Source organism: Streptomyces cinereospinus, assembly GCF_042430725.1.
In the GTDB taxonomy this organism is placed as follows: domain Bacteria; phylum Actinomycetota; class Actinomycetes; order Streptomycetales; family Streptomycetaceae; genus Streptomyces; species Streptomyces cinereospinus.
In genome coordinates, this window is sequence record NZ_JBHMCY010000039.1 from 39,372 (window position 1) to 60,420 (window position 21,049).

11 protein-coding genes and 1 pseudogene are annotated in these 21,049 nt (G+C 72.4%); 6 read left to right on the top strand and 6 right to left on the bottom strand.

What is annotated here, in order from left to right; genetic code table 11:
* The first annotated feature begins 43 nt into the window (after window positions 1-43).
* From ACFF45_RS20800 to ACFF45_RS20825, 6 genes are all read left to right on the top strand, one after another.
* A complete protein-coding gene (locus ACFF45_RS20800) occupies window positions 44-676 on the top strand; it encodes a hypothetical protein (protein WP_381347919.1) in 633 nt (210 codons plus the stop codon).
* A 38-nt stretch (window positions 677-714) separates the two neighbouring features.
* Window positions 715-2,100, top strand: a complete 1,386-nt coding sequence (locus ACFF45_RS20805; protein ID WP_381347920.1) for a hypothetical protein — start codon at window positions 715-717, stop codon at window positions 2,098-2,100.
* Window positions 2,097-2,894 carry a hypothetical protein gene (locus tag ACFF45_RS20810; RefSeq protein ID WP_381347921.1) on the top strand — a complete coding sequence of 266 codons (798 nt, stop codon included), beginning with the start codon at window positions 2,097-2,099 and terminating at the stop codon, window positions 2,892-2,894. Before ACFF45_RS20805 ends, ACFF45_RS20810 begins: the two co-directional genes overlap by 4 nt.
* Window positions 2,891-3,412 carry a Pycsar system effector family protein gene (locus ACFF45_RS20815; RefSeq protein WP_381347922.1) on the top strand — a complete coding sequence of 174 codons (522 nt, stop codon included), beginning with the start codon at window positions 2,891-2,893 and terminating at the stop codon, window positions 3,410-3,412. Before ACFF45_RS20810 ends, ACFF45_RS20815 begins: the two co-directional genes overlap by 4 nt.
* A gap of 755 nt (window positions 3,413-4,167) precedes the next feature.
* A complete protein-coding gene (locus ACFF45_RS20820; RefSeq protein ID WP_381347923.1) occupies window positions 4,168-9,858 on the top strand; it encodes a hypothetical protein in 5,691 nt (1,896 codons plus the stop codon).
* 119 nt (window positions 9,859-9,977) lie between these two features.
* Complete coding sequence (locus ACFF45_RS20825; protein WP_381347924.1) at window positions 9,978-11,498, top strand: hypothetical protein; 1,521 nt, start codon at window positions 9,978-9,980, stop codon at window positions 11,496-11,498.
* Here ACFF45_RS20825 and ACFF45_RS20830 read toward each other — a convergent pair.
* From ACFF45_RS20830 to ACFF45_RS20850, 6 genes and pseudogenes are all read right to left on the bottom strand, one after another.
* Complete coding sequence (locus ACFF45_RS20830) at window positions 11,467-11,910, bottom strand: Fic family protein (RefSeq protein WP_381347938.1); 444 nt, start codon at window positions 11,908-11,910, stop codon at window positions 11,467-11,469. The two genes, ACFF45_RS20825 and ACFF45_RS20830, sit on opposite strands and share 32 nt — an antisense overlap.
* Before the next feature lie 64 nt (window positions 11,911-11,974).
* A pseudogene (locus ACFF45_RS35655) lies at window positions 11,975-12,064 on the bottom strand (ribbon-helix-helix protein, CopG family); the annotation flags it as partial.
* Window positions 12,065-12,142: 78 nt separating this feature from the next.
* Window positions 12,143-13,435: a TIGR02679 family protein gene (locus ACFF45_RS20835; RefSeq protein WP_381347925.1), complete on the bottom strand. Its 1,293-nt coding sequence runs from the start codon at window positions 13,433-13,435 to the stop codon at window positions 12,143-12,145.
* Window positions 13,432-17,574, bottom strand: a complete 4,143-nt coding sequence (locus ACFF45_RS20840; protein WP_381347926.1) for a TIGR02680 family protein — start codon at window positions 17,572-17,574, stop codon at window positions 13,432-13,434. Before ACFF45_RS20840 ends, ACFF45_RS20835 begins: the two co-directional genes overlap by 4 nt.
* Window positions 17,571-18,917 (bottom strand): TIGR02678 family protein, encoded by a 1,347-nt coding sequence (locus tag ACFF45_RS20845; RefSeq protein ID WP_381347927.1) that lies wholly within the window; start codon window positions 18,915-18,917, stop codon window positions 17,571-17,573. The genes ACFF45_RS20840 and ACFF45_RS20845 overlap by 4 nt, the downstream gene beginning before the upstream one ends.
* A complete protein-coding gene (locus ACFF45_RS20850; protein WP_381347928.1) occupies window positions 18,914-20,467 on the bottom strand; it encodes a TIGR02677 family protein in 1,554 nt (517 codons plus the stop codon). The genes ACFF45_RS20845 and ACFF45_RS20850 overlap by 4 nt, the downstream gene beginning before the upstream one ends.
* Window positions 20,468-21,049: the final 582 nt, after the last annotated feature.

A 21,049-nucleotide genomic window follows, 5' to 3' on the forward strand; every position in this document is an offset into this window, starting at 1 on the left:
GCGGACCGCGGAAACATCGAGCAGAAAGCAGAGAGAGGCCCCCATGACCAACGCCGACTACTCCTGGGACCAGGAATCGGATCTCAACGACGAACACCTGGACGCCGCCGTCGTCCCCCAGCGGTACGCGCTGACCGCCCCCCAGGTGGTCGTCAACGGCGCCAGGGAGATCCTCGTGGTGGACCCGCACCCGGCCGGCACCTGGGACACCTGGATGTTCCCGTACGCGTCGCTCATCCTCACCCGCGACGAGCTGGCCGCCGCCCCGGACGGCCCGGACGACGGCACCGGCCCGGTCCTGGCCCTCACCGAGGGGTCGACGTTCCGCGCGCTCTCCGAGGCGCTGGGGCAGCTGCGCGTCGGCCACCAGGACGCCTACGTGTCGGCCATCCAGACCGGGGTGAACAACGTGATCGCCGATCTGAACGGCACCTGGAGCGGGACGCCGTTCTACACGAACTACTCCCTCAAGTTCTCCAGGACGTCGAACAGTTACACCGCCTACGAGTTCAGCTACTTCCTCAACCGCGTGACCGCGCTCGATCTGGAGCTGCCGCACGTGTGGGTCGAGCCGTCCCGGCTGGCCGAGGAACTCGCCCGGTCCGAGACGCCGTTCGGCCGCACGGTGTCGTCCAACGTGGCGGACGCCCTGCCTGCCATCCGGTCGAGTATCTGACCCCCCGGCGGGCCGTGGGGTGAACAGAGAGTGAGCAGATGACCTACCAGGTCCTGACCGACGAGAGCCCGGGGAAGATGCCGCTCCCGGTGCCCCCGTCACAGGTGTGGATCATCTCGACGCTGGAGATCGCCGTCTCCTGGCAGGGGGATCACCACCTGATGCTCGTCCACCCGAGCTATCCGCTCGCCGGACAGCACAACAGCCCGCCGCACGACGAGGGGTACTGGGCGCCGCCGTTCGTCGCCTACCCGGTCCCGATCGAGTTCTCGCCGCCCACGACGGCCGGATCCCTGCTACGGCTCGCCACCGAGGCGGCGGACCGCATCGACATCGAGCGGGACCTCAACCACCTCGCCTACCAGATGGGCCTGCGGGACACCCACCTGCGGCGACGCAGCCCTTTCCTGGAAGTGAAGGTGTCCCCGCGGTCCCCGAGCATGGTGAAGGCGTACTACATCCTCCGGCACGGCCTGGTGGGCGTGGACGCCTCCAGTTGCCGCAACCTCGCCGACCCCGAGCAGCGGCGCGGCTACGTCTTCCTGCCGCTGCGCGACTACCTGACGGCGACGGAGGTGCGTCCCGGCGAGGAGCATGGCCGCAGCGAGCGTTGGTTCCTCGGCAAGCCGCTGATGAGCAACGTCGAGCACGTCCTCCAGGAGGAGATGCGCCGGCTCGTCATCAGCGAGGAGGGCCTCGACATACCGTCGGAGCTGTTCCACCGCGAGGAACGCGGTGTGCTGTGCGTGGTGGACCTCGCCGGATACGGGACCGCACTGCGGTACGCGTTCGAGCACATGCACACCTTCTCCACCACGGCGGACCGGGCACAGGACGAGTTCCGCAGACGGGTCGCGCACGAGCTGCACACCATGCTGGGCGACCTCGGCACCACCCAGGCCCAGTTCGCGGGCGACGGATTCGTGGCCGCCTTTCCCGAGCGGACGTTCCCGAACACCACCGCGCTGATCACGAACATCGCCACCCGCTGGGAGTCCCTCGTGGGCCTCATAGAGCAGTTCAACGGCTCCATCCGCGCGCCCGAGAAACGTGTCGGCACCCGGATGGTGCTCCACCAGGGCTACTACAGCTACGGCCGGATCGCCGGCACCCGCAGTTTCGCCGCCGCCTTCGACGGCACCGCGGTGATCGAAGCGGTCCGGCTGGAACAGGGACTGGCGACGGCCTCGAAGGAGAGGAGTGCACCCATGTTCGCGTCGCTTCCCCGGCGATCGCATCTGATCGCGGTGAGCGGGCAACTCGCGGAGCAGGTGAAACCGCCGGAGTCGGGATCGCCGTTCGGCAACTGGACGGCGCTCGGCGAGACGACCCTGACCGCCAAGGAGTACGAAGGCGACGCCTTGATATACGAGAGGCGGGCGGCGGAGACCGAGCGGCCGTCCTCAACGGGAGGGACACCGTGACCGCGACCCCAGGCGGCGACTCCGCGACCGTACCCGCACCAGTCCCCGTATCCATACCCGCGGCGGACGGGGAGCCCGCACATCTGCGCTTCGTCGAGGAGGCCGCCGCCGTGACCGGGGACCTGCTGGCCGGCACAGTGAGCGCGATCCGCGCGGGCCGGCTGGGCCGCGGGCTGTGGCACCCCACCGGCTTCGCGACCTTCGACATCGCCCACGTGCCCGCGCTGGGCCTCGTGCGGGTCCACTTCTGGCCCGACGGGCTCCGCCGGGGCCTGCCGGGCCACCCGTCGATCCACCAGCACTGCTTCCGGCTGTACTCCCGCGTCCTGGCGGGCGAGTACCGGGAGTCGCAGTACGGAGTCGTCGGCCCGGGGCTGCACGACACGCGCGGGGTGCCGTTCGGCGCGCGGCGCCTGCGCGTCTACGAGGTCCGGCCGACGAGGGTGACGGGCAAGGACGAGGTGCACGAGACCGGCGAGGATCTCGACGTGGTCCCCACCCTGCGCGCCGCTCGTTTCCCGGCCGGGACCTGGCACGAGGTCCCGGTGCGCACGTTCCACGCGACGCCCATCGCGCGCGACCGGTTCTGCGTCACACTGGCCGTGCTCAGCCTGCCGGTTCACGGGGCCGCCGACGTCCTGCTCGGCCGGCCGGGCGGGGGCTCCTCGGTCAACGTACGGCGCGTGGTGAGCGAGGGCGAGAGAGAGCTGATGTGCCGTCAGTTCGTCGCCGCCGCCGACGCGGCCGCACCGGACCCCGGCTCCCCGGGCCCGGCTTCCCCGGACCCGCGATGACCGGCCCGGGACCTGACAGCGCGGAGTTCCGCGCCTACGCGGGCCGGCTGCTGGCCGACGCCCGCGAGGAGGTCCGGCAGGCCGACGCCAAAGCGTCCCTGCTGCTGGCCGGGGCGGGGGTCGCGCTCGGGGCGGCCCTCTCCGCGACGCTCACGGGCCGGCTGCACGCCCGGCCCGTGACCGACGCCGCCGCCTGGCTGTGGTGGGCGGGCGTGTGCTCGGCGACGGCGGGGGTCACGCTCCTGGGCTGGGCCGTCTGCCCTCGCACCCGCCGCACCACGCCGGCCACGACGCATCTGGTGAGCTACTTCGGCGATGTCGTCGCCCAGCCGAAGGAGGCGCTGGAGGAGCGGCTCGTCAGGACGCTGCGGACCCCGGCCGCCTCCCTCGTCGACCAGATCTACGAGGTGTCGAGGATCGCCGCCACCAAGTACGCCCTCGTCCGGCGCGCGCTCCTCCTGTTCGGCGCGGCGGCCGTCCTGTGCGCCGCCGCCCTCCTGGCGCACCTGGTCGGATAGGCGGGCTCCTCCCTCCGTCTGCGGTGCCGGAACCCGCTGATGCGGCCGACGGTCGGCTGTGTCAGCCATCCCGCGCGCGCTGCGGGACACCTGGTATCCGCGGCTCCCCTCAGCCCTGCCGCTCCGGCCGCCTCCTCACGGCGCGGCGACTCGGTGGCCCGCCCCGGACCGCACGCCGGGAGGAAGGCCGGCTGAGCGAGACACCCACACCGTTGGACGACCGGTCAGCCACGGAGCGTAGGGGGCTGGACCGTTCCGGGTTCCGTGGTGGACCGCGTCGGGGCAGCCGGCGAGAGCAACTGGCTCAGTGTGGCATACGCGGGGGCGCGGCAACTTCGGAACGATACGTTCCGTGCTGACGAGTGCTCATTTGTCGGCGTTCTCTGGTAAGACTGCTGCGCATCACGCTTATCGGTACGAGGCCCGACCGGAGCGACCCACGGGGGGTGGGTCCGTAGGGCTACTGGCCTGCCGGCCTGCCGGCCATGGACTGAGTACCGGGGACGCAAGGGGGCTGGGCGATGCATTCCGTTTCTGGGTTCCGGCAGTGGCTGCTGGGGAGGCCGCAGTTAGTGGTGCGGATGATGCGCCACCTCGAGAAGGCACACAGTCCGGTACTCCTGAACTACCCCGGTGCACCCGCCCCCGCCGCACGTCGGCGACCGCCGGGCGCACGGCTCTGGATCAGCCGGGCTCCGGAGGAAGCCCTGCACGTCCTGTGCCTTTGCGGCCTGAGTGTCGGCTGCTCGCAGCTCGTGGAGCTGGGCCAGGGGGATTTCCTGGAGGATCCGGATCTGGACCAGCTCGTCCGGATGCTCGAGATGCTGCCGCCCGAACTCGCGCAACTGGTCGTGTACGGGTTGACGTTCGCGACGCACCTGCCGGCTCACCGGTTCACGGAGAGCCATGGCGAGGAACTCCGCAGGGCGGTGGCCGTCAAGGGAGAACCGGTGGCGGCCGACGTCTGGGAGCGCCCCTCCTGCACCCCGGCGATATGGGGTGAGGAGACGGAGGCTGGAGCGGCGGCCGGCGAGGACGCCGACTCCACGGCGAGGGCTCAGGCGCCGAGTGTGCCGGCCCCCGACATCCTGTCGCTGCGAACCACCGGGCTTCGCGAGGGAGCCGCTGAACTCGCGCACCGGCTGGAGGCGTTCACCGCTGCGATCAGGGACGGACGGCAGCCTGCCGGACACGAGGCCTTGCTGGGCGCCGTGACGTCCTGGATGCGGGAACGGCAGTTCCTCGCCGAGGCTTTCGCGGAGGCGGTACCCGCGGCGGCCGACGGCGCGGAGCCCTCCGACCCCTGGGGTCCGGATCTCGGCTGGGTCGAGGCCGCGGCGCTGACCGAGCGGCTTCGCGAGAAAGAACGGGAACGGGGGCGGATCGCCGAGGAGATCGCCGAGGTGACGCAGGCGCACGACGAGGCGGTGGGGTTGCTTGAGCAGGCCGTCAGTGACCTGATGCGGAAGACCCTCGTCGACCAGGTCGCGCAGTTCGAGCGGAAGCTCCGTGAGCTCCGTGGTGAACCGGTGGCCGACACCACGGCATCCGAGGCGGAGAGCGACTCCGCGGCGGGCGCCGGTACGGACCGTGTCCCTCCGGACGAAGGAAGCGGCGAGACGGACCCCGGCCCGGCTCCCCAGGACGAACTCCCCGGCCCGGGAGGCGAGACCAGTCCGCACGGCGCGGACGACGGGGTGGGCGGACGAGGCGGCACACCTGCGTCTCAGGACGGGGGAACCGGGGATTCACTCAGCAGCGGGAACACCCCGGAACCGGTCGCGGCGGCGACGACGGAGGCCGTCCTCCCCGGCCCTGGGACCGGAGCCGTCGACCAGCCCGAGGCGGTGGCGGCCCAGGACACCGGCGCCGCCCGGGTCCGGTGGGAGGCCACCTCCCCCGGCTGCGGCGAACACCACGACGACGAAGCCCGGACCGGTGGGAACCAGCGTGCGGCCACTGTCCCCGCCGCCCCCCGCCCGCATGCGCCGTCCCGCCCCGGGCCCGAGGCCGACGAGGCGAATCCCGCCTCGGCCGACGGCTGGGCCGGGGCCGGGGCCACCGTGGAAGCCCTGGTCGCCGAGGGCCGACTCGCCGAGGCGTACTGGGTGAGCCGTGCCGCCGGCGTGTCGGAGCACCGCACGCTCGCCCTTGCCTTCGCGGACGCCGCGTTCCACGATTCGCCCGCCTCAGCCTCCGACCTTCAGGTGAAGGCCGAGGAATACCTGGACGCCGTCACGCGAAGCCGTCCCCTGGAGGACGACCGCGACGCCCAGTTCATGGTACTGACGGCGGCCGTACGCAGCGGTATCTCGGCCCACTGGGCGAGCAGCGCCCTCACCGGCGACCACACGTCCGTCCCCGGTCTTCCGGACCCTTGGGCGAGGGCTCTCGACGGCTTGGTGCTCGCCGTCCGCAAGGGCGCGGAGATCACTCCGGGAGGTCTGCGCACCGGCGTCGCGGCCGCGGAGGCCAACCGGTTCGAGAAGATCGCCGACCAGGCCCGTCAGCTCGCGGTCGACCTGCCGAAGCGGAAGATCCGCTACCAGCGGGCCACGGTCGTCCTCCAGACACTGGCCGGGCCCGACGGGGTGCTCGGCGCGACCCTGCACGCCGTTGAGGAGTGGGCCGGTAAGGGTGGCACGTCCGGCGCGGAGAAGCTGTCCGGGCTGATGGAGGAGCACTTCCGGCGCATCGATGCCGCGGACCGCCTGATCGACGACACCGACCGGGTCAAGCGCACCACCAAGCAGGCCAAGAACGACATCCACTCCGGCGCCCGCCTTCAGCTCCGCACGCACATCAAGAGCGTCCAGGACCTCCTGAAGGCGGCCCTGCGCGCCGCCGAGGCGCCGGCGGCCTCGGGCAGCGGCGCCATCGGTCCCGAGCTGCTGGCGGCGCTCGCGGCCGCCAGGGAGGCGGGGCGGCCCCCGGGTGTGGGCGGCGCGCTGTTCGACCTGCTGGTGCGATGGCTCGACCGTTCCTACACGCCCGGGCCCAGGGACGAGGACATCCGGTTCCCACCGCCGGCGGACGCGCTGATGATGCTGCCGGGCCTGTCCTGGCGCTCGGAGAACGGCAGGTACCTGCCCGACGTCGCCGCCCCGGAGGCGTTCCCCGTGCTCGCGGACATACTGAGCCCGCATGACCCGGCCCGCGCCCTCGCCTGGCACCGCGCCCACGGTGACCTGCACCTCGCCGAGCGTCTGCTGAACCGGATCTCCCGGGGCGAGGTGCCCGGTGTCGAGCTCACGGCGGTCCAGCTCGCCGAGCAGCGGCAGGCGCTCTCCGACGCGGCCGGCCAGTGGAAGGACCGGTGCGCCAAGGAGCACCGCAGCGCCCAACTGGCGCTGGCCCGGGTCCGCGCGCAGAACCTGCTGACTCACGAGGTGGAGCGCGAGTTCACCGGCCGTCTGCTGGACTTGGAGGGCGAGGGCCACGGCGGAAGCTTCGGGGAGCGCCTGCGCGCCGTCGAGCGAGTCGCCGAGGGCCTGCGCCTCTTGGAGCAGGAGCGCAGCGACGACCTGCGCCGCCAGCTCGGGCAGGTGCGGCTGACGGAGCAGGACGCGAGCCGGATCCGCGACCTCCTGGACCGCGGTGAGACGGTGGCGGCGGAGGAGCTCCTGACGTTCGCCCGCCGGGGGCAGCCCTTGCCGGAGCCGACCGAGCCGGCCGGAGAAGTCCTCTCCCGCTTCCTGTCGGGTGTCGCCCGCCAGGACGCACCCAGGCCCGACTCGTCCGGCGGCAGCGCCCGCTGGTGGGCGGACCACTACGCCTCGGGCGAGGCGCTGGTGCAGAACGCCGTCTCCGGCCTCGACGCCTGGGACCGGCTGGGGCAGTTGAGGGACCCCCGGAAGGTCGGCAAGGCGGTGGTCAGCGTGCTGCGGCTGCTCGGCCTGAACGCCTCCCAGCCGAATGTGGAAGAGGCCAGGTGGGGCGTCACCCGGCTGAGCGTGCGGGCCGACATCACGGAGAGCACGCCCGGTTACGTCGCCGCCCTCGGTTCGTACGCCCGCCGCACGTACAAAGTCGTGGTCATCACCGACGAGTTGCGGGGTGAAGGCCCACTGCGCCATTTGCCCGCATCGGCGATCGAAGCCCACATCATCCTGTACACGCAGCCGCTGGGTGTCGAGGGCCGTCGCAGCCTCGCGCAGGAGTCGCGAGGCCGGAGCCACCAAGCGCTGGTCATCGACCCGGCCGTGGTCGGCTGGGTGGCCGCGCACGCGCCACGCTCCTTCCGCGCCGTCCAGCAAGTCACCCTGCCGTGGACGGGCTACACCCCGTACACCCCGCATGTCGCGGGTCTGGTGCCGCCCGAGGTGTTCAAGGGCCGCACTGACGAGATGCGCGCCGTCCTCGACCCGCAGGGGCCGATCTTCCTCTTCGGGGGGCGGCAGCTCGGCAAGTCGTCCCTGCTCAGGCAGGCCGTGGAGGTGTTCCAGAAAGACGACCGGGAGAACCGGGTCGCCGTGTACGTCGACCTGATGAAGGCCGACATCGGGCACGCGGAGCCACCGGAGGGCATCTGGCGGATGCTGCTGGCCGAGTTGAAGAGGCGCGGCGTGATCAGCGAGAGCGTCGCCGACCGCGCGCCGGGCAATGTGATCGCGAATGAGGTCCAGCAGTGGATCGAGGAACGGCCCGAGCGCCGTCTGCTGCTGCTCGCCGACGAGGCCGACGCCTTTCTCACGGCGGACGCCCAGGCCGTCTACACCGGCGGCGGCCAGTCCACGTTCCCCACGGTGAAACGACTCCAGCGGCTGATGGAGGACACCGGGCGCAACTTCAAGGTGGTGTTCGCCGGTCTCCACCAGGTCCAGCGCTTCAACCGGCTGATCAACGTGGTCACCGCGCACGGCGGCCGCGACGTACCGGTCGGCCCGCTGAAACCGCAGGACGCGGTGGAGCTGGTGGAGGAGCCCATGGCGGCCGTCGGTCTCACCTTTGAGACCCGCGACCTCGTCTGGCACATCCTCGGCCTCACCAACTACCAGGCCAACCTGCTGCAGATTTTCTGCGACCGCCTGGTCGCCTACATGCAGCAGCGCTCCATGCCCGCCGATGGCCGGCACGCTCCGATCACCTGGGAGGACGTCCAGCAAGTGGCCGGCATGGAGGAGGTCCGCGGGCTGATCGCGGAGCGCCTTCGCTACACCATCAACCTGGAGGACCGCTACCGCGTCCTCGCCCTGCTGATTGCCCTGCGCAGCCTGGAGCAGGGCCACGGGCACGGGTACCGGCCCGCCGAACTCCTCGAGCGCGCCCACGAGCGCTGGCCGGACGGCTTTCCACTCAACTCCGAGCGACAGCTGACCATCTACCTCGAGGAGATGGTCAACCTGGGCCTGCTGATCCGGCTTCCCGGGGATGAGCGTCTCTACGCCATGCGCAGCCCCAATGTGGTGAACATGCTCGGCACCCAGGCCGAGCTGGAGAACGAGCTGCGCGACACCCAGTTCGACCTGCCCTACGACTACAACCCGAGCGTCGCCCGCCGCTCTCTCGGTACCGACCGGCGGACCCGGGTGCAGCGGATGAGCCCGCTGACCGACGGACAGCTGAGCGACATCCTCACCCACCCGACCCGCACCACGCTGGTGCCCTGCACCCCGGCGCTCAGCGCCGACCTGGTGGAGCGCGGCATCCAGCTCCACATCGACGGCCACGGCCTGACCGTCGTGCGCATCGGACCGGACGACGACCTGACCGAGTTCATCACGGCCAACTCCCGCCGCAAGAGCGGCTCCCGGCTGCTCTTCGTCGACCTCAGAGGCCAGGACACGGACCGGCTGCAGGAGGCCACGGACCGGCTCCTGGACCACACCCGGATCACCCAGCCGCGCTCCGACAGCTCGTCGTCCGTGCTCCGCCGACACGCCGTCGTCCTGTGCGACCCGGACACCGCCGCGAGCGTGGTGTCGGCCGCCGGACTGGTGCGCCCCGAGCGATGGACGGTGGACAGCGTGCGTGCCTGGTCCGAGTCGCCCTTCGGCTCCCCGCGTGAGCGGCGCAGCCTGATCGAGGTGACCGGCGGCTGGCCGATGCTGGTGGAACTGGCCATGCACAAGGTCCGTTCCGGCATGCGTCAGCAGGAGGTCTTCGACGAGCTGCGCGCCGAGATGACCGTACCGGAGCGTGCCAAGGCCCACCTGGAACTGGCGGGCCTGAGCTCCGGCGACGTCGGCCGGCTCGCCGCCTGGGCGCAGTTCTACACCGAGGAGGAGCACCGCGCCGGCATCGCCGTCGCCGCCGCAGGCGACCTTCAGGCCGCCTTCCACGAGGCGCGTCTGTACGACGAGAGCGACGCCGAGGGCGCGCTGCCCTCCGTGGAGCGGCTCCTGGCCCGCCTCGACCTCCTCGGCGTCCTCGACGTCACCGACAACGGCGAGACCCTGGACCCGGTCACCTTCCGTTCCGTCAAGGCGATCGGCGGCGACCTGTGACTGCCGGCCCGTGGGGTGGAAACGAGCCGGGCGGGGCGCACGGCCTGCGGGGGGCACCAGCGCGGGAGAGCAGGGCCGCCGTCCCGGCCCCTCCGGCTTCCGAGCGCGACCTGGTGCGTATGCCCGGCCCGCGCCGCCACCTGGACCGGTTGGAGAGGGACCTGAGATCCGGCCGCAGCTGCGTCTGGTACTTCCCGGACCCCGTGGTCGGCTCCGGCCGGGCGGAACTGTTCCTGAGGGAGCTGTACAACCGATTCGAGGAACCCATACCGGTGCCGGGCACGATCACCTTGCTCGCCGACCGCCCCGGCGGCCATGGAAGCGCCGTCGCCATCCCGCCCCAGCGCGCCACCGCGCCCGGACCGGAGGCCCCGTCCGCCGGGGCGAGCAACCACTTCACGCTCTGGCACGATGACGACGGCTTCGACGCCGAAGACCCCTACGGAGCGATGCTGGGCGCGCTGGTCGCCGCCCCGGCCGGCCCTCCTCCGCCCTCCGGCCGCCGCGGCCCGGTCCCAGGCGTCGCAACGCTCACCTCGATGTCGCTCGGCGAGCGCCTGGCCAAGGAACTCGGTGTCACCGGCGACCCGTTGAGCGAGCTGATCAGGCGGGCGAACCGGCTCCGGCACGACGTTCCCGGCGACGACGGTCCGGAGGACGACGCCCCGCCGAGCGCACCGCCGCTGATCGTGGTGCGCGGCTGGGAAGAGGACTCACCCGAGGAGACGGGCCGACTGCTCCGCACCGCCCATGCCACTTTCCGGGACGAGGGCCTCGACGCGGGACACCGCCCCCGCTTCCTCATCGCCGCCCGCGTGGGCGACCTGCCCAGCAGTGCCTTCGGCGTCGGCCCGAGCCACGACCACGTCACCCTGCACTGGTGGTGGCGGGTGTGGACCCGCCTCGACAGCGAGGTCCTGCTCGCCTGGCGGCCCCGTCCGAACGAGGGGGCCGCCGAGGCACTGCTCCACCGGGTGACCGACGCCGTCGTCGCCGAGGTCTGCGGCCCCGACATCGACAGCGCACTCGCCCTCCGGGAGACCTGGCAGGGCGGCGACCTGGACTCCCTGCGCCGTGCCCTGGCCGGCATCCTCCCCCGCGAGGCGGCAGTCCTGGACCGGACCTGGCCCCGCCGCATGTCCACCGCCCACGCCTCCGCCCCCTCCGCGGAACTGCGCGATGCCTGGTCGACCGGCACCGTCGACAGCTGGGACGGCCATGTCCGTCCGGTCCTCGGTCACCACCTTCTCGACCCCGATTCCACGGAGCTGCGCACCCTCGTCTGCCACGCCCAGAACCGCGTCCTGCTGCCGTTGGTGAACGAGGCCCGCGCCGCCTTCACCGATCTGGTGCCCGGCCTTCTGCGCAAGGAGATCAGCCTCGACTATTTCCGCGAGCAGGCTCGCTCCCAGTACCAGGTCAAGAAGCAGCTCCCCGCCGCCCCGCTGGTCGAGCTCGAGGTGGCCGACCTCCAACGCGCCTCCCGCCTCCTCACCCTCACCACCGAGCAGCGGCGCCGCCTGGACATCCTCTGCGACGCTCGCAATCTCCTCTCCCATCTCCAGCCGCTGGCCCACCGACAGCTCATGGACGTGGCTCAGGCGCTCATCAGGGACTGGGTGGCGGACGACGTGGAGTGAGAGGGGCCCCGGGAGACGCCGTGGCGGGCGGGCTGCTGCAGTCGCTGGACAGATGCGATGCCGAATGATTCCACCGGGACGCAGAACTCGCCGGCCTGCCGCGTGAGCTCCGGATGCTCATCGCTGCCGGCCTCCTCGAACTCGACATATCCCCCACCGCACGACGTCGAACGTCAGGAAATGGGGAACCAGGCCGAGAGGCGCTTGGCCATGACCGGTACATCGGTGGTGTCCTGTGCGACTTCCTCGACGAACGGGCCGGCAACGGAGACGGGTGGCGGGACGGTACTGGCGCCGACGCCGTTGAACCGCGGAAGACGCGCATGGCGAGCGAGGCGGTGCGCTTGTTGCCGTCGATCAGCGCGTGATTGCGGGCGACGGAGTGCAGCAGTGCCGCAGCCTTCTCGTGCAGCGCGGAGACAACTCGGCTCCAACACGTTCGTCCGGGGTCGCTCGACCGCCGACACCAGAAGGCCCCGACGAGCCCGCTCGGTGAGCTTCGCGTCCAGGTCGTCGGGGAGTCGAAGTGTCATCGCCCTACAGAGATGACACCAGGCCGGTATCACATGGCGCGGTCGGGTCGCGCTCCCGGCTCCGCGGAGCGTGGGACCAGGCGGCCGCCCGCATCGAGCGTCAAAGGAGCGTCACGGCCGGCCAGGGGAACACCTCTGCTGAGCCATACGAGCGAGGTCTTCCAACAACACTTCAGCCACCAGTTCCTCGACCACGGCGGTATCGTGCTCTGCCATGGCCTCGGCCAGCTCGAGGTCCCAGGGTGCTTCAGTGATGCGCCCCGGCTGAGGTCCGCGTGGGTTGCGGGCGACCGCGGCACGATAGTCCGCTGCCGTCATACGCCAGGGGCGCACCGGCGTCTTGTCCAGGACGTACGCGGCGATGCGGATGCCCTCGCCGTCGAAGTCGCCGTGGTAGCGCAGGGCCGCGCCGTGGTCCGCGAGCATGCGCAGAAGCTGGATCGCAGCACTGTTGGGCCAGCCGGACGTACAGACGAGCGGCGGGCAGCAGGGACCGAAGCGGCGTAGGGCCAGTGCCAGGACGCTGGGGTTCTCCACGACGTGGACGACGGGCGCCGGGGCCCCAGAAAGGATGAACTCGCCCGGATGCCGGACGTGGGCGAGGGTCAGACTGGCGGCCTGACCGGCCTCCGCGCATGCCGTGGCCACCCGGGCGAGCAGGCCGTCACCGGCCGGGCGCAGTCCGCCGACCAGAACGGTGGAGGACAGCTCGTCGTCCGCGACTCCCGCGCGGGTCCACAGGGCACGCCGCTGCGCGGCGGACTGCGGAGGGACGGTGTCGTACAGGGTCGCCAGGGCGCGCAGGACGAGTGCGGACAGGGGTGTGCCGTCGTCGAGTGCGTGCGCCCGGCCGCTCAGGACCCGGGCGGCGAAGACGGGAAGGGGTTCTGCCCGGCCGGGCAGTTCGGCGAGCACCTTGAGCGCGTCCGTCAGCAGCGTACGGGTGTGTTCCGCCGAGCCGGCGACCACGCCCGCTGCCCGGCAGGAGGCTGCCCAGTCGGAGAGCACCGGCTGGGCCCTCACCGTCTCGTGCTCGGCCAGCCAGGTCCACAGCTCGGCCCGCTCGTCCTTCTGACGGCGCCGCTCACCGGCTCTGTCACCGACAGGGCCGACGAGCTCGGTGACGACTTCTCGTACGGTGCGGCCGGTGAGTTCGGTGACGGCCTCTTCCAGGCGGGCCAGGGGGACGGAGGGGCGTGCGTCCGGCAGGCGGTCGAGACCGAGGAGGTCGGCGAGCGCCTCGCGCTGGGTGTCGTCGAGCGGTCCGAGGCGCACCCGGGTGACGGGGCGGCCGGAGGACAGGCGGCTGTGGAGCGTGTCCCAGAGGAGACGGAGTTCGGGGCGGTGCAGGGTGGCACAACCCGGGGCCGGCTGTGCGGGGATCGCCGCTTCGGTGCTGGTCATCCCGCCTCCAGGTCGCTGCCGTTCCAGACGAAGCGGGCGCTGGTGACCGCGTCGTCGTCCCCGCCGGTGAGGAGTTGGTGGACGGCGATGCCGGGCACCTCGCCGTAGGTGCACCATTCGTGGTCGGAGGTGACCATGAGGTCCAGGTCGAGAGCGGTGAGCAGCGCGAAGACCTGTCCGCGGTTGACCGTGTCTACACCGACGAAGACCTCGTCCAGCAGGATGGGCCGGGGTGCCAGGGGCACGGCCTCGTAGTGTGCGGCGACGGCGGCGAAGAGGGGCAGGTGCAGGGCGATGGCCTTCTCCCCGCCGGAGAGCGCGCCGTGCAGTTTCTTGGTCAGCGGCTGCCAGCCGGTCCCGTTGGCCCGGTCGAGGCGGACGGTGAAGCGGTGCCAGGCGGTGTAGTCGAGCACCTCACTGAGCTGTTCCTCCCAGCTCGCGGCCGTCTCGCTGCCCTTGGCCTCCTCGATGCGACCGCGGAAGAAGACGTGCAGGGCCTCCCGGTCGCTCTCGGTGACCCGGCCGGGATCCTTGAGCAGCAGCTGACGGGCGGTGCGGGTACTGTCCGGAAGGTCCGGGCGGACGTCCCAGACGAGTTGGACGGCGACGTTGGATGCGGTGCGGACGCGCTCAAGGTGGCCGTTCATGCGGTCGACGAGTTCACCGGCCTGGCGGATGCGGGCCGCGAGGTGGCGGCGGATGTCGCCGGTGAGGATCTGGTCGAACAGGCGCCGCTCGGCCGCCGTGATGTCGTCCCGGCTGCGGTCGCGTTCCTGGGTGAGCGTGCTGAGCAGGCCCCTCGCCCCCACCCGTACGCCGTCCATGGTGGCGGTGAAGAGCTGGATGTCGTCGTCCGGTTCCAGGTCCAGGTCGGCGCGGGTGCCGAGATGCTGGCGGGTCTCGTGGACCGCTTCGGACAGGCGGGTCGCGGCGTCGCCCAGGTTGCGCGGGGCGTGCGGGATGTCCGGCCACTTCGCCGCTGTGGCGCGAGCGGCCTCCAGGGTGGCCTTGGTACCGTCCCCGGCGTCGAGTGCCGGTGTGATGCCGGCGTCCTCGGCCAGACCGGCCAGGCACAGGTGCCGGAAGCGGTGCGCCGCCGCGTCCCGGGTCGCGACGGCCTGTTCCCGTCGTTCGGCGTCCTGGCCGCTGGTGGCCCGCAGTTCTCCGACCTGTCCTTCCAGGCGCAGCAGGAGTTCGGCGGCCCGGCCGGCCTCCTCACGGCAGTGACGCAGATCGGCGCGCGCCTCGGCGACGCGTGCGACGATCTGCCGGTAGTCCGCGCCGACGGTGGCTTCCACTGCCTCCAGGCGCGCTGCCAGCCCCGCTGCCTCCGCTTCGGCGGCGGCCGCGTCCTCGGCGCGTTCCTCGGCGGTCCGGCGCGATCGGTCCGCCTGCGCGGCTCGCTGGCGGGCTCGGTCCGAGGCGTCGGTCGCGGCGAGCCGGGCGTCCACCCAGCTGTCGGCGGTGTCCCGGAACCTGCCGATGGCGTCCGACAGTTCACGCAACCGGGCGCGGTCGGTGGGCAGCCCGTGTTCGGCGGCCCGGCGGTCGAGCGCGCGCAGCGCCCCCGACACCTCCCTTTCGCATCGCGCCAGGCGTCCGGCGACGTCACGCACGGCGTCGTCCCGGGCCGCCACGCTGTCCTCCGCGCGGTCCCGGTCTCGGCGCCGGGCGTCGAGTTCCCGGTGGTCGGGGCGGGCGTCGCGGTCGGCGTCCAGCCGGGCGCGGCGAGCGGCGAGGCCGCGCAGCCGGTCGTCGAGTGCGGCGAGGGAGGCGTTCGTCTCGCCGATGCGGTCGGTCAGCTCGCCGATCAGGCGCTGCCGGGCGCGCTGACGTGCCAGGGCGCCGATGTGGGCCGGCTCCGGTTTGCTCCATGTCCCGGTGGCGAGCGCGAGACGCCAGGCGCCGTCGGCGGAGACGGCCGCGGGGTGCCCGCCCGGCAGAGTGGTCCCGTAGGCGATGCCGGCGAGGATCCGGGTCACGGTGTCGGCCGGGACGGGGATGTCCTCCTCGGGCCTCAGCACCTCCAGCAGGCTGGGCCCCGGGACGGTCGCGGCCAGGGCGGCCTCGGCGCGGGTGTCGTGACCCGGCAGCGTGAGTCCGTCGTAGGGACTGATCCAGGCGTCCAGGAGGCCCGACGCCTCCAGTGCGGCCTCCACCGCGGACTGGACGGGGAGCGGGACACCTTCGCGGAAAGCGACCACTCGCCACAGGGGTGCTCCCGCCGTCGGCGTACGGACGGTGGTGCGGGTGGGCGGGGGCACCGGCGGCAGATCGGTTTCACCGCTCAGCTGCCGTAGCTTCTCCTCCAGTCGGTTCCGCTCGTCCCGCAGGCCCTGGCGTGCGGCTCGGGTGGTGGCCTCCGCCGCGGCGATCTCCTGTTCCAGCGGGCGCGCGGCGGCTTCGGCAAGGGCCGTCACCTCGGCCTCCACCGCTGCTCCGGCAGCGAGTGCGTCGACGTCGGCGATGCGCAGTTCGGCGCAGTCCTCGGCCCAGGCGAGCAGGCGTTCCACCTGTGCGGCGAGGGCGTCGTCCCAGGCGGCGGACGCCTCGTCCCGCCGGGCGATCGCCTCCGCGAGACGGGTGCGGGCCTCGTCCAGCAGTTCCTCGGCGGCGCCTCGGTCGCGGACGGCGCGATCATGCGCGTCGATCGCCTCGGTGACGAGGGTGACCTGCTGCCGTCGGGCGGTGTCCGCGCCGCGCACCAGTCGACGGGCTTGTCGCGCGCCGTTCTCGGGCGTCGTGCGCGGGACGCCGCCCTGGTCGCGTCCCGTGGTGCGGGGGAGGGCCACCGCGGGATCCGCCGTGTCGAGGACCGTCCTCACCTCGTGGTGGATGGACTCCAGCCCTGCGGCCCGAGCCGCCCGGTGTGCTTCTGCGGCGGCTTCGCGCGCGTGCTCGCCGAGTGTGCGGGCCCGGTCCGCCGCCTCGTCGGCGTGCCGCTGGTCCTCCTCCGACCGGCTGTGAGCGGCCTGGGCAGCGGCTCGCTGCCGTTCGGCGGCGGCTGCCACGTCTTCGGTGCGGCGGCGGAGCCGGTCGAGTTCCTCGCCCTGTCGGTACGCGTCGCTCTCGCGCAGGCCCTCGACGGTCTCGTCCAGCGCACGCGCGCGCAGCTCCAGTTCCTCGCGCCGGGCCTGGGCCGACCGGCGTTCCGCCAGGGCCTGTTCGAGCTCCTCGGCGCTCTGGCGGGCGACGCGGGTGAGGTTGTCCATCTCGGTCGTGGCCGAGATGAGCACGGCGGAACTCGCGCGCAGGACCCGCCGCGCGTAGGCACGCTGCCGGGACTCGACGGTTTCGGCGGCCGTCACCTCGTCGTCGAGCCGCTTGAGGTGTTCGCGCTGCCGGTCGAGCCGCTCGAAGCCCTCGGCGAGTTCGGCGATCTCCCCCTCGCCCAGCGGGGGCAGGGCACGGGACAGCAGGGTGGAGAGCAGGGACGGGTCGAGCCGCTCCGACAGTTTGGGCTGACGCAGCTGGAGCAGCGCCGACAGCAGCGACTCGTAACGCTGCTCCGCCATCCCCGCGAAGAGTTCACGCCGTACGGCCGTGCGGTAGTCGGTGGCCGAGACATGGACGTCGCCGCGGTCGCGCAGCGCTTCGGCGAGGGCGGCCCGGGTCAGTGGCTGTCCCGCCTCGTTGACGAGGAGCACACCCTCGGGGTGGGCGATTCTGGAGCCGGTGGTGAAGTAGTCGGCGTGCACCGTGCTGGTGTGCACGCTCGCCTGCAGGCGCGCCCCGCAGCCGAACCACCGCTCGGTACCGTCGTCGCCGACGCGGCCAAACTCCATCCACACGTATCCGACGCGAGTCTTGCCGGAGGCGCCCTCGCCCAGCAGGTTCCAGTGCATGGTGCGTTCGGAACCGCCGAACGTGGACAGGCGGTTGGGGCGGAGGCTGGCGTCGAAGAGGAACGGCAGCAGCAGTTCCAGGGCCTTGGACTTGCCCGAGCCGTTCTGGCCGCGCAGCAGCAGGCGGCCCTGGTGGAAGGTGAACGTCTCGTCGTAGTAGCGCCAGACGTTGAGGATGCCGGCGCGGTGGGGCTGCCAGCGGCTGCCGGTGGCGTCCGCCGCTCGGGCGGCGCCTGCCGCGGCCGGTTCGGTGGGCTCCGGCCGCCGGGGGAAGGGAAGCTCTGTCACGCTCACTGCTCGTCTCCTTCTGCGGCGACGCCCTCGGCAGCCGTGCCGCCTGCGGCCTGGGGGGAGGCGGCGTCCCCTGCCGGTCCGGGCTTGTCGTCCCGGTCCGCACTCGTCGTCTCCGTCAGGCGGTAGCGGTATGCGGCCGGGCACGCGACGACACGGCCCCCGGCCCGGCGGGCCAGGCCGACGTCACGCAGTACGCGGACGGCGTCGTCGGACAGCCGGGCCGCGCCGTCCTCGGACTGATACGCCCTGGCCCACCGCGGGAAGCGGCGCAGCAGATCCGCTCCGGCCTCGGCGAGCTGTTCGGGCAGCAGTCCGGCGGGCGCGGCGCACAGCGGCTCCAGGAGGAGCAGCGCGGCGACCCGGGCGGTGGACGTGTCGTCGGGGAAGCGGACGTCGGTGGCCAGCCCGTCCGGGTCCACGAGCAGGAAGCCCTCGGCTCGTTCCTCCAGGAGGAAACCGGCCTGCTCGACCGAGCGGCGCAAAATCTGGCGTCCGGTCAGGGAGGTGACGTACGCCAGCTCGTCGTCGGTGAGGTCCGTCCGGTACAGCACGGGGTCGTCGAAGAGGCGGCGCAGCACCGAGTGGCGCAGCCTCAGGTTGCGTTGCGCGTCCGTGGCGGCTCTCTCGCCGTGCGCCTCGTCCGCCGTGCCGTCGGCGACCGCGCCGCCGTAGCGGCGCTCGCGCACCAGACCGGTGAGGAGTTCCCCGAACCGCGCGGGCACCTCGTCCGGGGGTACGGCGAGCCGGGAGGCGCCGACGGGCGCGGCGGGCAGCCGCATCAGCAGTGTGGTGTCCACCCGGTAGAGGACCTTCGCCTCGGCTGACGCGACGTACGCCTCGGTGGTCCCGTCGACCGCGCGGAGCACGTCGTAGGACTCCAGCAGTTTCAGGACGTCGACGAACGCCATCCGCTCCGGCTTGTGCACCGGGTCGAACGCGGCCAGCGCCCGGTCGGCCGACGTGGCCTGCACGACGCGGTCGGCGAGCATGCCGATGGTCGTCATCGGCATGGACAGCAGCTCGGCGGCGGTCACGCACAGCAGCACGTAACGCCGGCGGTCGAACGGGGCCCGGCCGGAACGCGCCCGGCGGGCCGGCCGGGAGCCGTCCGGGTCGGCGCGGACCTTAGTGAGGCGGGCGTAGCCGCGGCGCGGTTCCACCACCAGGCTCCAGCCGCACGTGTAGTCGAACCACTGGGCCAGCGGCTCGCGACGGCGGCGTACCAGTTCGAAGCCGGCCGGGTCGGTGGCCTCGGTCAGCAGGGGCCGGGCCAGCAGGAGACGGATGGCGCGGGCGACCTGCTCCCGTTCCGCGGCGGCGAGTTGGTTGGCGAGGGTGCTCATCCGGCTGCCTCCCGGCGCGCGGCGCCCGGCCGTGGGAGGGGACTCACCGCGCCGGCCGCTGTGATGAGCACGACGTAGTCCGGTCCGGCGAGTGTGCCCTTCGTCGTGCGCAGTACGGCGGTGCGCTCGTCGGGAGGTGGGAGCAGCACGATCTCCACCCGGCCGTCGCCCGTCGTGGCGCGCCGCGAGCCGGTCGTGTCCGGCCGGGCGGCCAAGGCCCGGCCCACCAGGTCGAGCAGCCGCTCGAATACGGCGGGATCCAGTGTGCCGAAGAAGGACAGGCGCACTGGGCCGTCCGTCTCCAACGCCTGCCAGGCACGCGCGAGTTCCGCCTGCTCCGTACGGGCCCGCTCCGCGCGCTCGGCCCTGACCGCCGTGACGTCCCGCACCCTGGCCGTGCGGGTGAAGCGCTCCGTCCGTCCGCTGGTCCGCAGCAGCGCCGACACCTCCACGGGCGGGGCCTCGGACCAGGAACGGGACGACGGGATCAACTCGGGGTCGGGATGCGCCAGGTGGGCGTGGCGCGCCGGGCCGAGTCCGAAGGCCGCCGACCACAGCCGGTGCAGGTCCTCCTCCGCGGGGGCGGCAGCGAACCAGCGCGCCAGCTCCCGGAAGTCCTGTACAGCGCTGGAGGAGCGGCGCCGTGACTCGTTGATCCGCTCCAGGACCTGCAGCAGCGAGACGATGGCGCGCCGGGCGATGTCGTGCAGCTGCTCGATCCGGGGCCGTGCCCCGTCGTCCGGCAGGAACCACGCCCTCAGGCCCGCCCAACGCGCCCGCCTGCTCTCCAGCCAGCCGGCCGCGGGGTCCTCACCGGCGACCGGGGGAAGTTCGGCCCCGCTGAGAGCCCGCTCGCGCAGCACGGCGGTCCCCCGCTCCTCCACCCGGACCACGGCGGCGGCGACCGCCTGTCCGCGCCGGTCGAGGTTGACCAGGAACTCCTGGAGATACGCGACGGTGGCGGCCTTGACCTCGCGGAACACCTCCAGGTCCGCGCCCTCGGCACGCAGAAGACGCTGCAGTTCGCCGTTGAACGCCTTGGTGTTCTCCACCAGGGCTTCCAGATGCGCCTCCAGCTCGCGCAGCGTGCTGAAGATCCGCCGGTCGGCGGAGGCGGGTTCGCCGGACAGCAGGCACAGGTCGTCCAAGCGGTCGGCGATGGCCTCCAGCACGGCCGTCTGCAACGCCCCCGTGGAGGCCAGCACCTCGAGTGCGTGCCGCACTCCGGCGAGCGCCGCCTCGCCCCGGCGGGTCAGCGAGTACTGGAGGTTGCGACGCTCGTACTCCTCGGCCGTGCGGTAATTCTCCGCGTGGTTGTGCACGACGTCGAGGAGTTCCCACTTCACGAGCCGGACGAGCGCGTCGTGCAGTTCCGCGTCGTCGACGTCCGCCACCCAGCCCACCTGGCGCAGCCGCTCGCGTACCGCGTCGGCCCCCAGGGTGGTTTCGAGGTGCTCTCCTGCCACCCCGAAGGCGTCCAGCACCGCCCCGTTCAGATCGGCCTTCTCTCCCGTCGTGAACCGGAACATCTCCGGTGGCACCCTGCGCACGCCTGTCGTCCCTCCCACCGCCCGGCGGCATCGGCGTTCTCCACCGTAGAGGGCGGCACCGACATCGGGGGCCGTGTCCCGGAAGAGGGGTGTGCGCCCCGGTCCGGCGGGGAATGAGCGGTGACCAGCCTCCCGCCGGCGCGGGCGGTGGTCTGGCGTGACCGTGGACACCGGTTCCGCCCGATGGTGAGGCCCTTCGTGCACATCGCGCCCCTCAGCCCCGACGACCCTTCCGAGCTGGGCGGATACGAACTGCTCGGCCGGATCGGGCAGGGCGGGATGGGCGGCGACTTCCAAGGCTCTCGGCAGCGACCGGACCGTGGTCCAAACCAGGGATAGGCCGAAGGCTGTTCCCCTATGGTCGGAGGGTCGGCCATAGGGACGCTCATCCCCAGTGCTCCTCCTGGCCAGATCGAAGTGCGAGTGGCCTGCACGGGTCCGGCACACCGTGAGCTGAAGGGTTCCGTACCGGTTGATGAGGTGGACGAACACTGTTTGTGCGCCCACAGAGGGCTTGTCGGAGTGGTCACTCCATCGCGCCTTGCCGTTCCCTCGCCCCGTGGCCGCCCGAAGGAGCTCCAG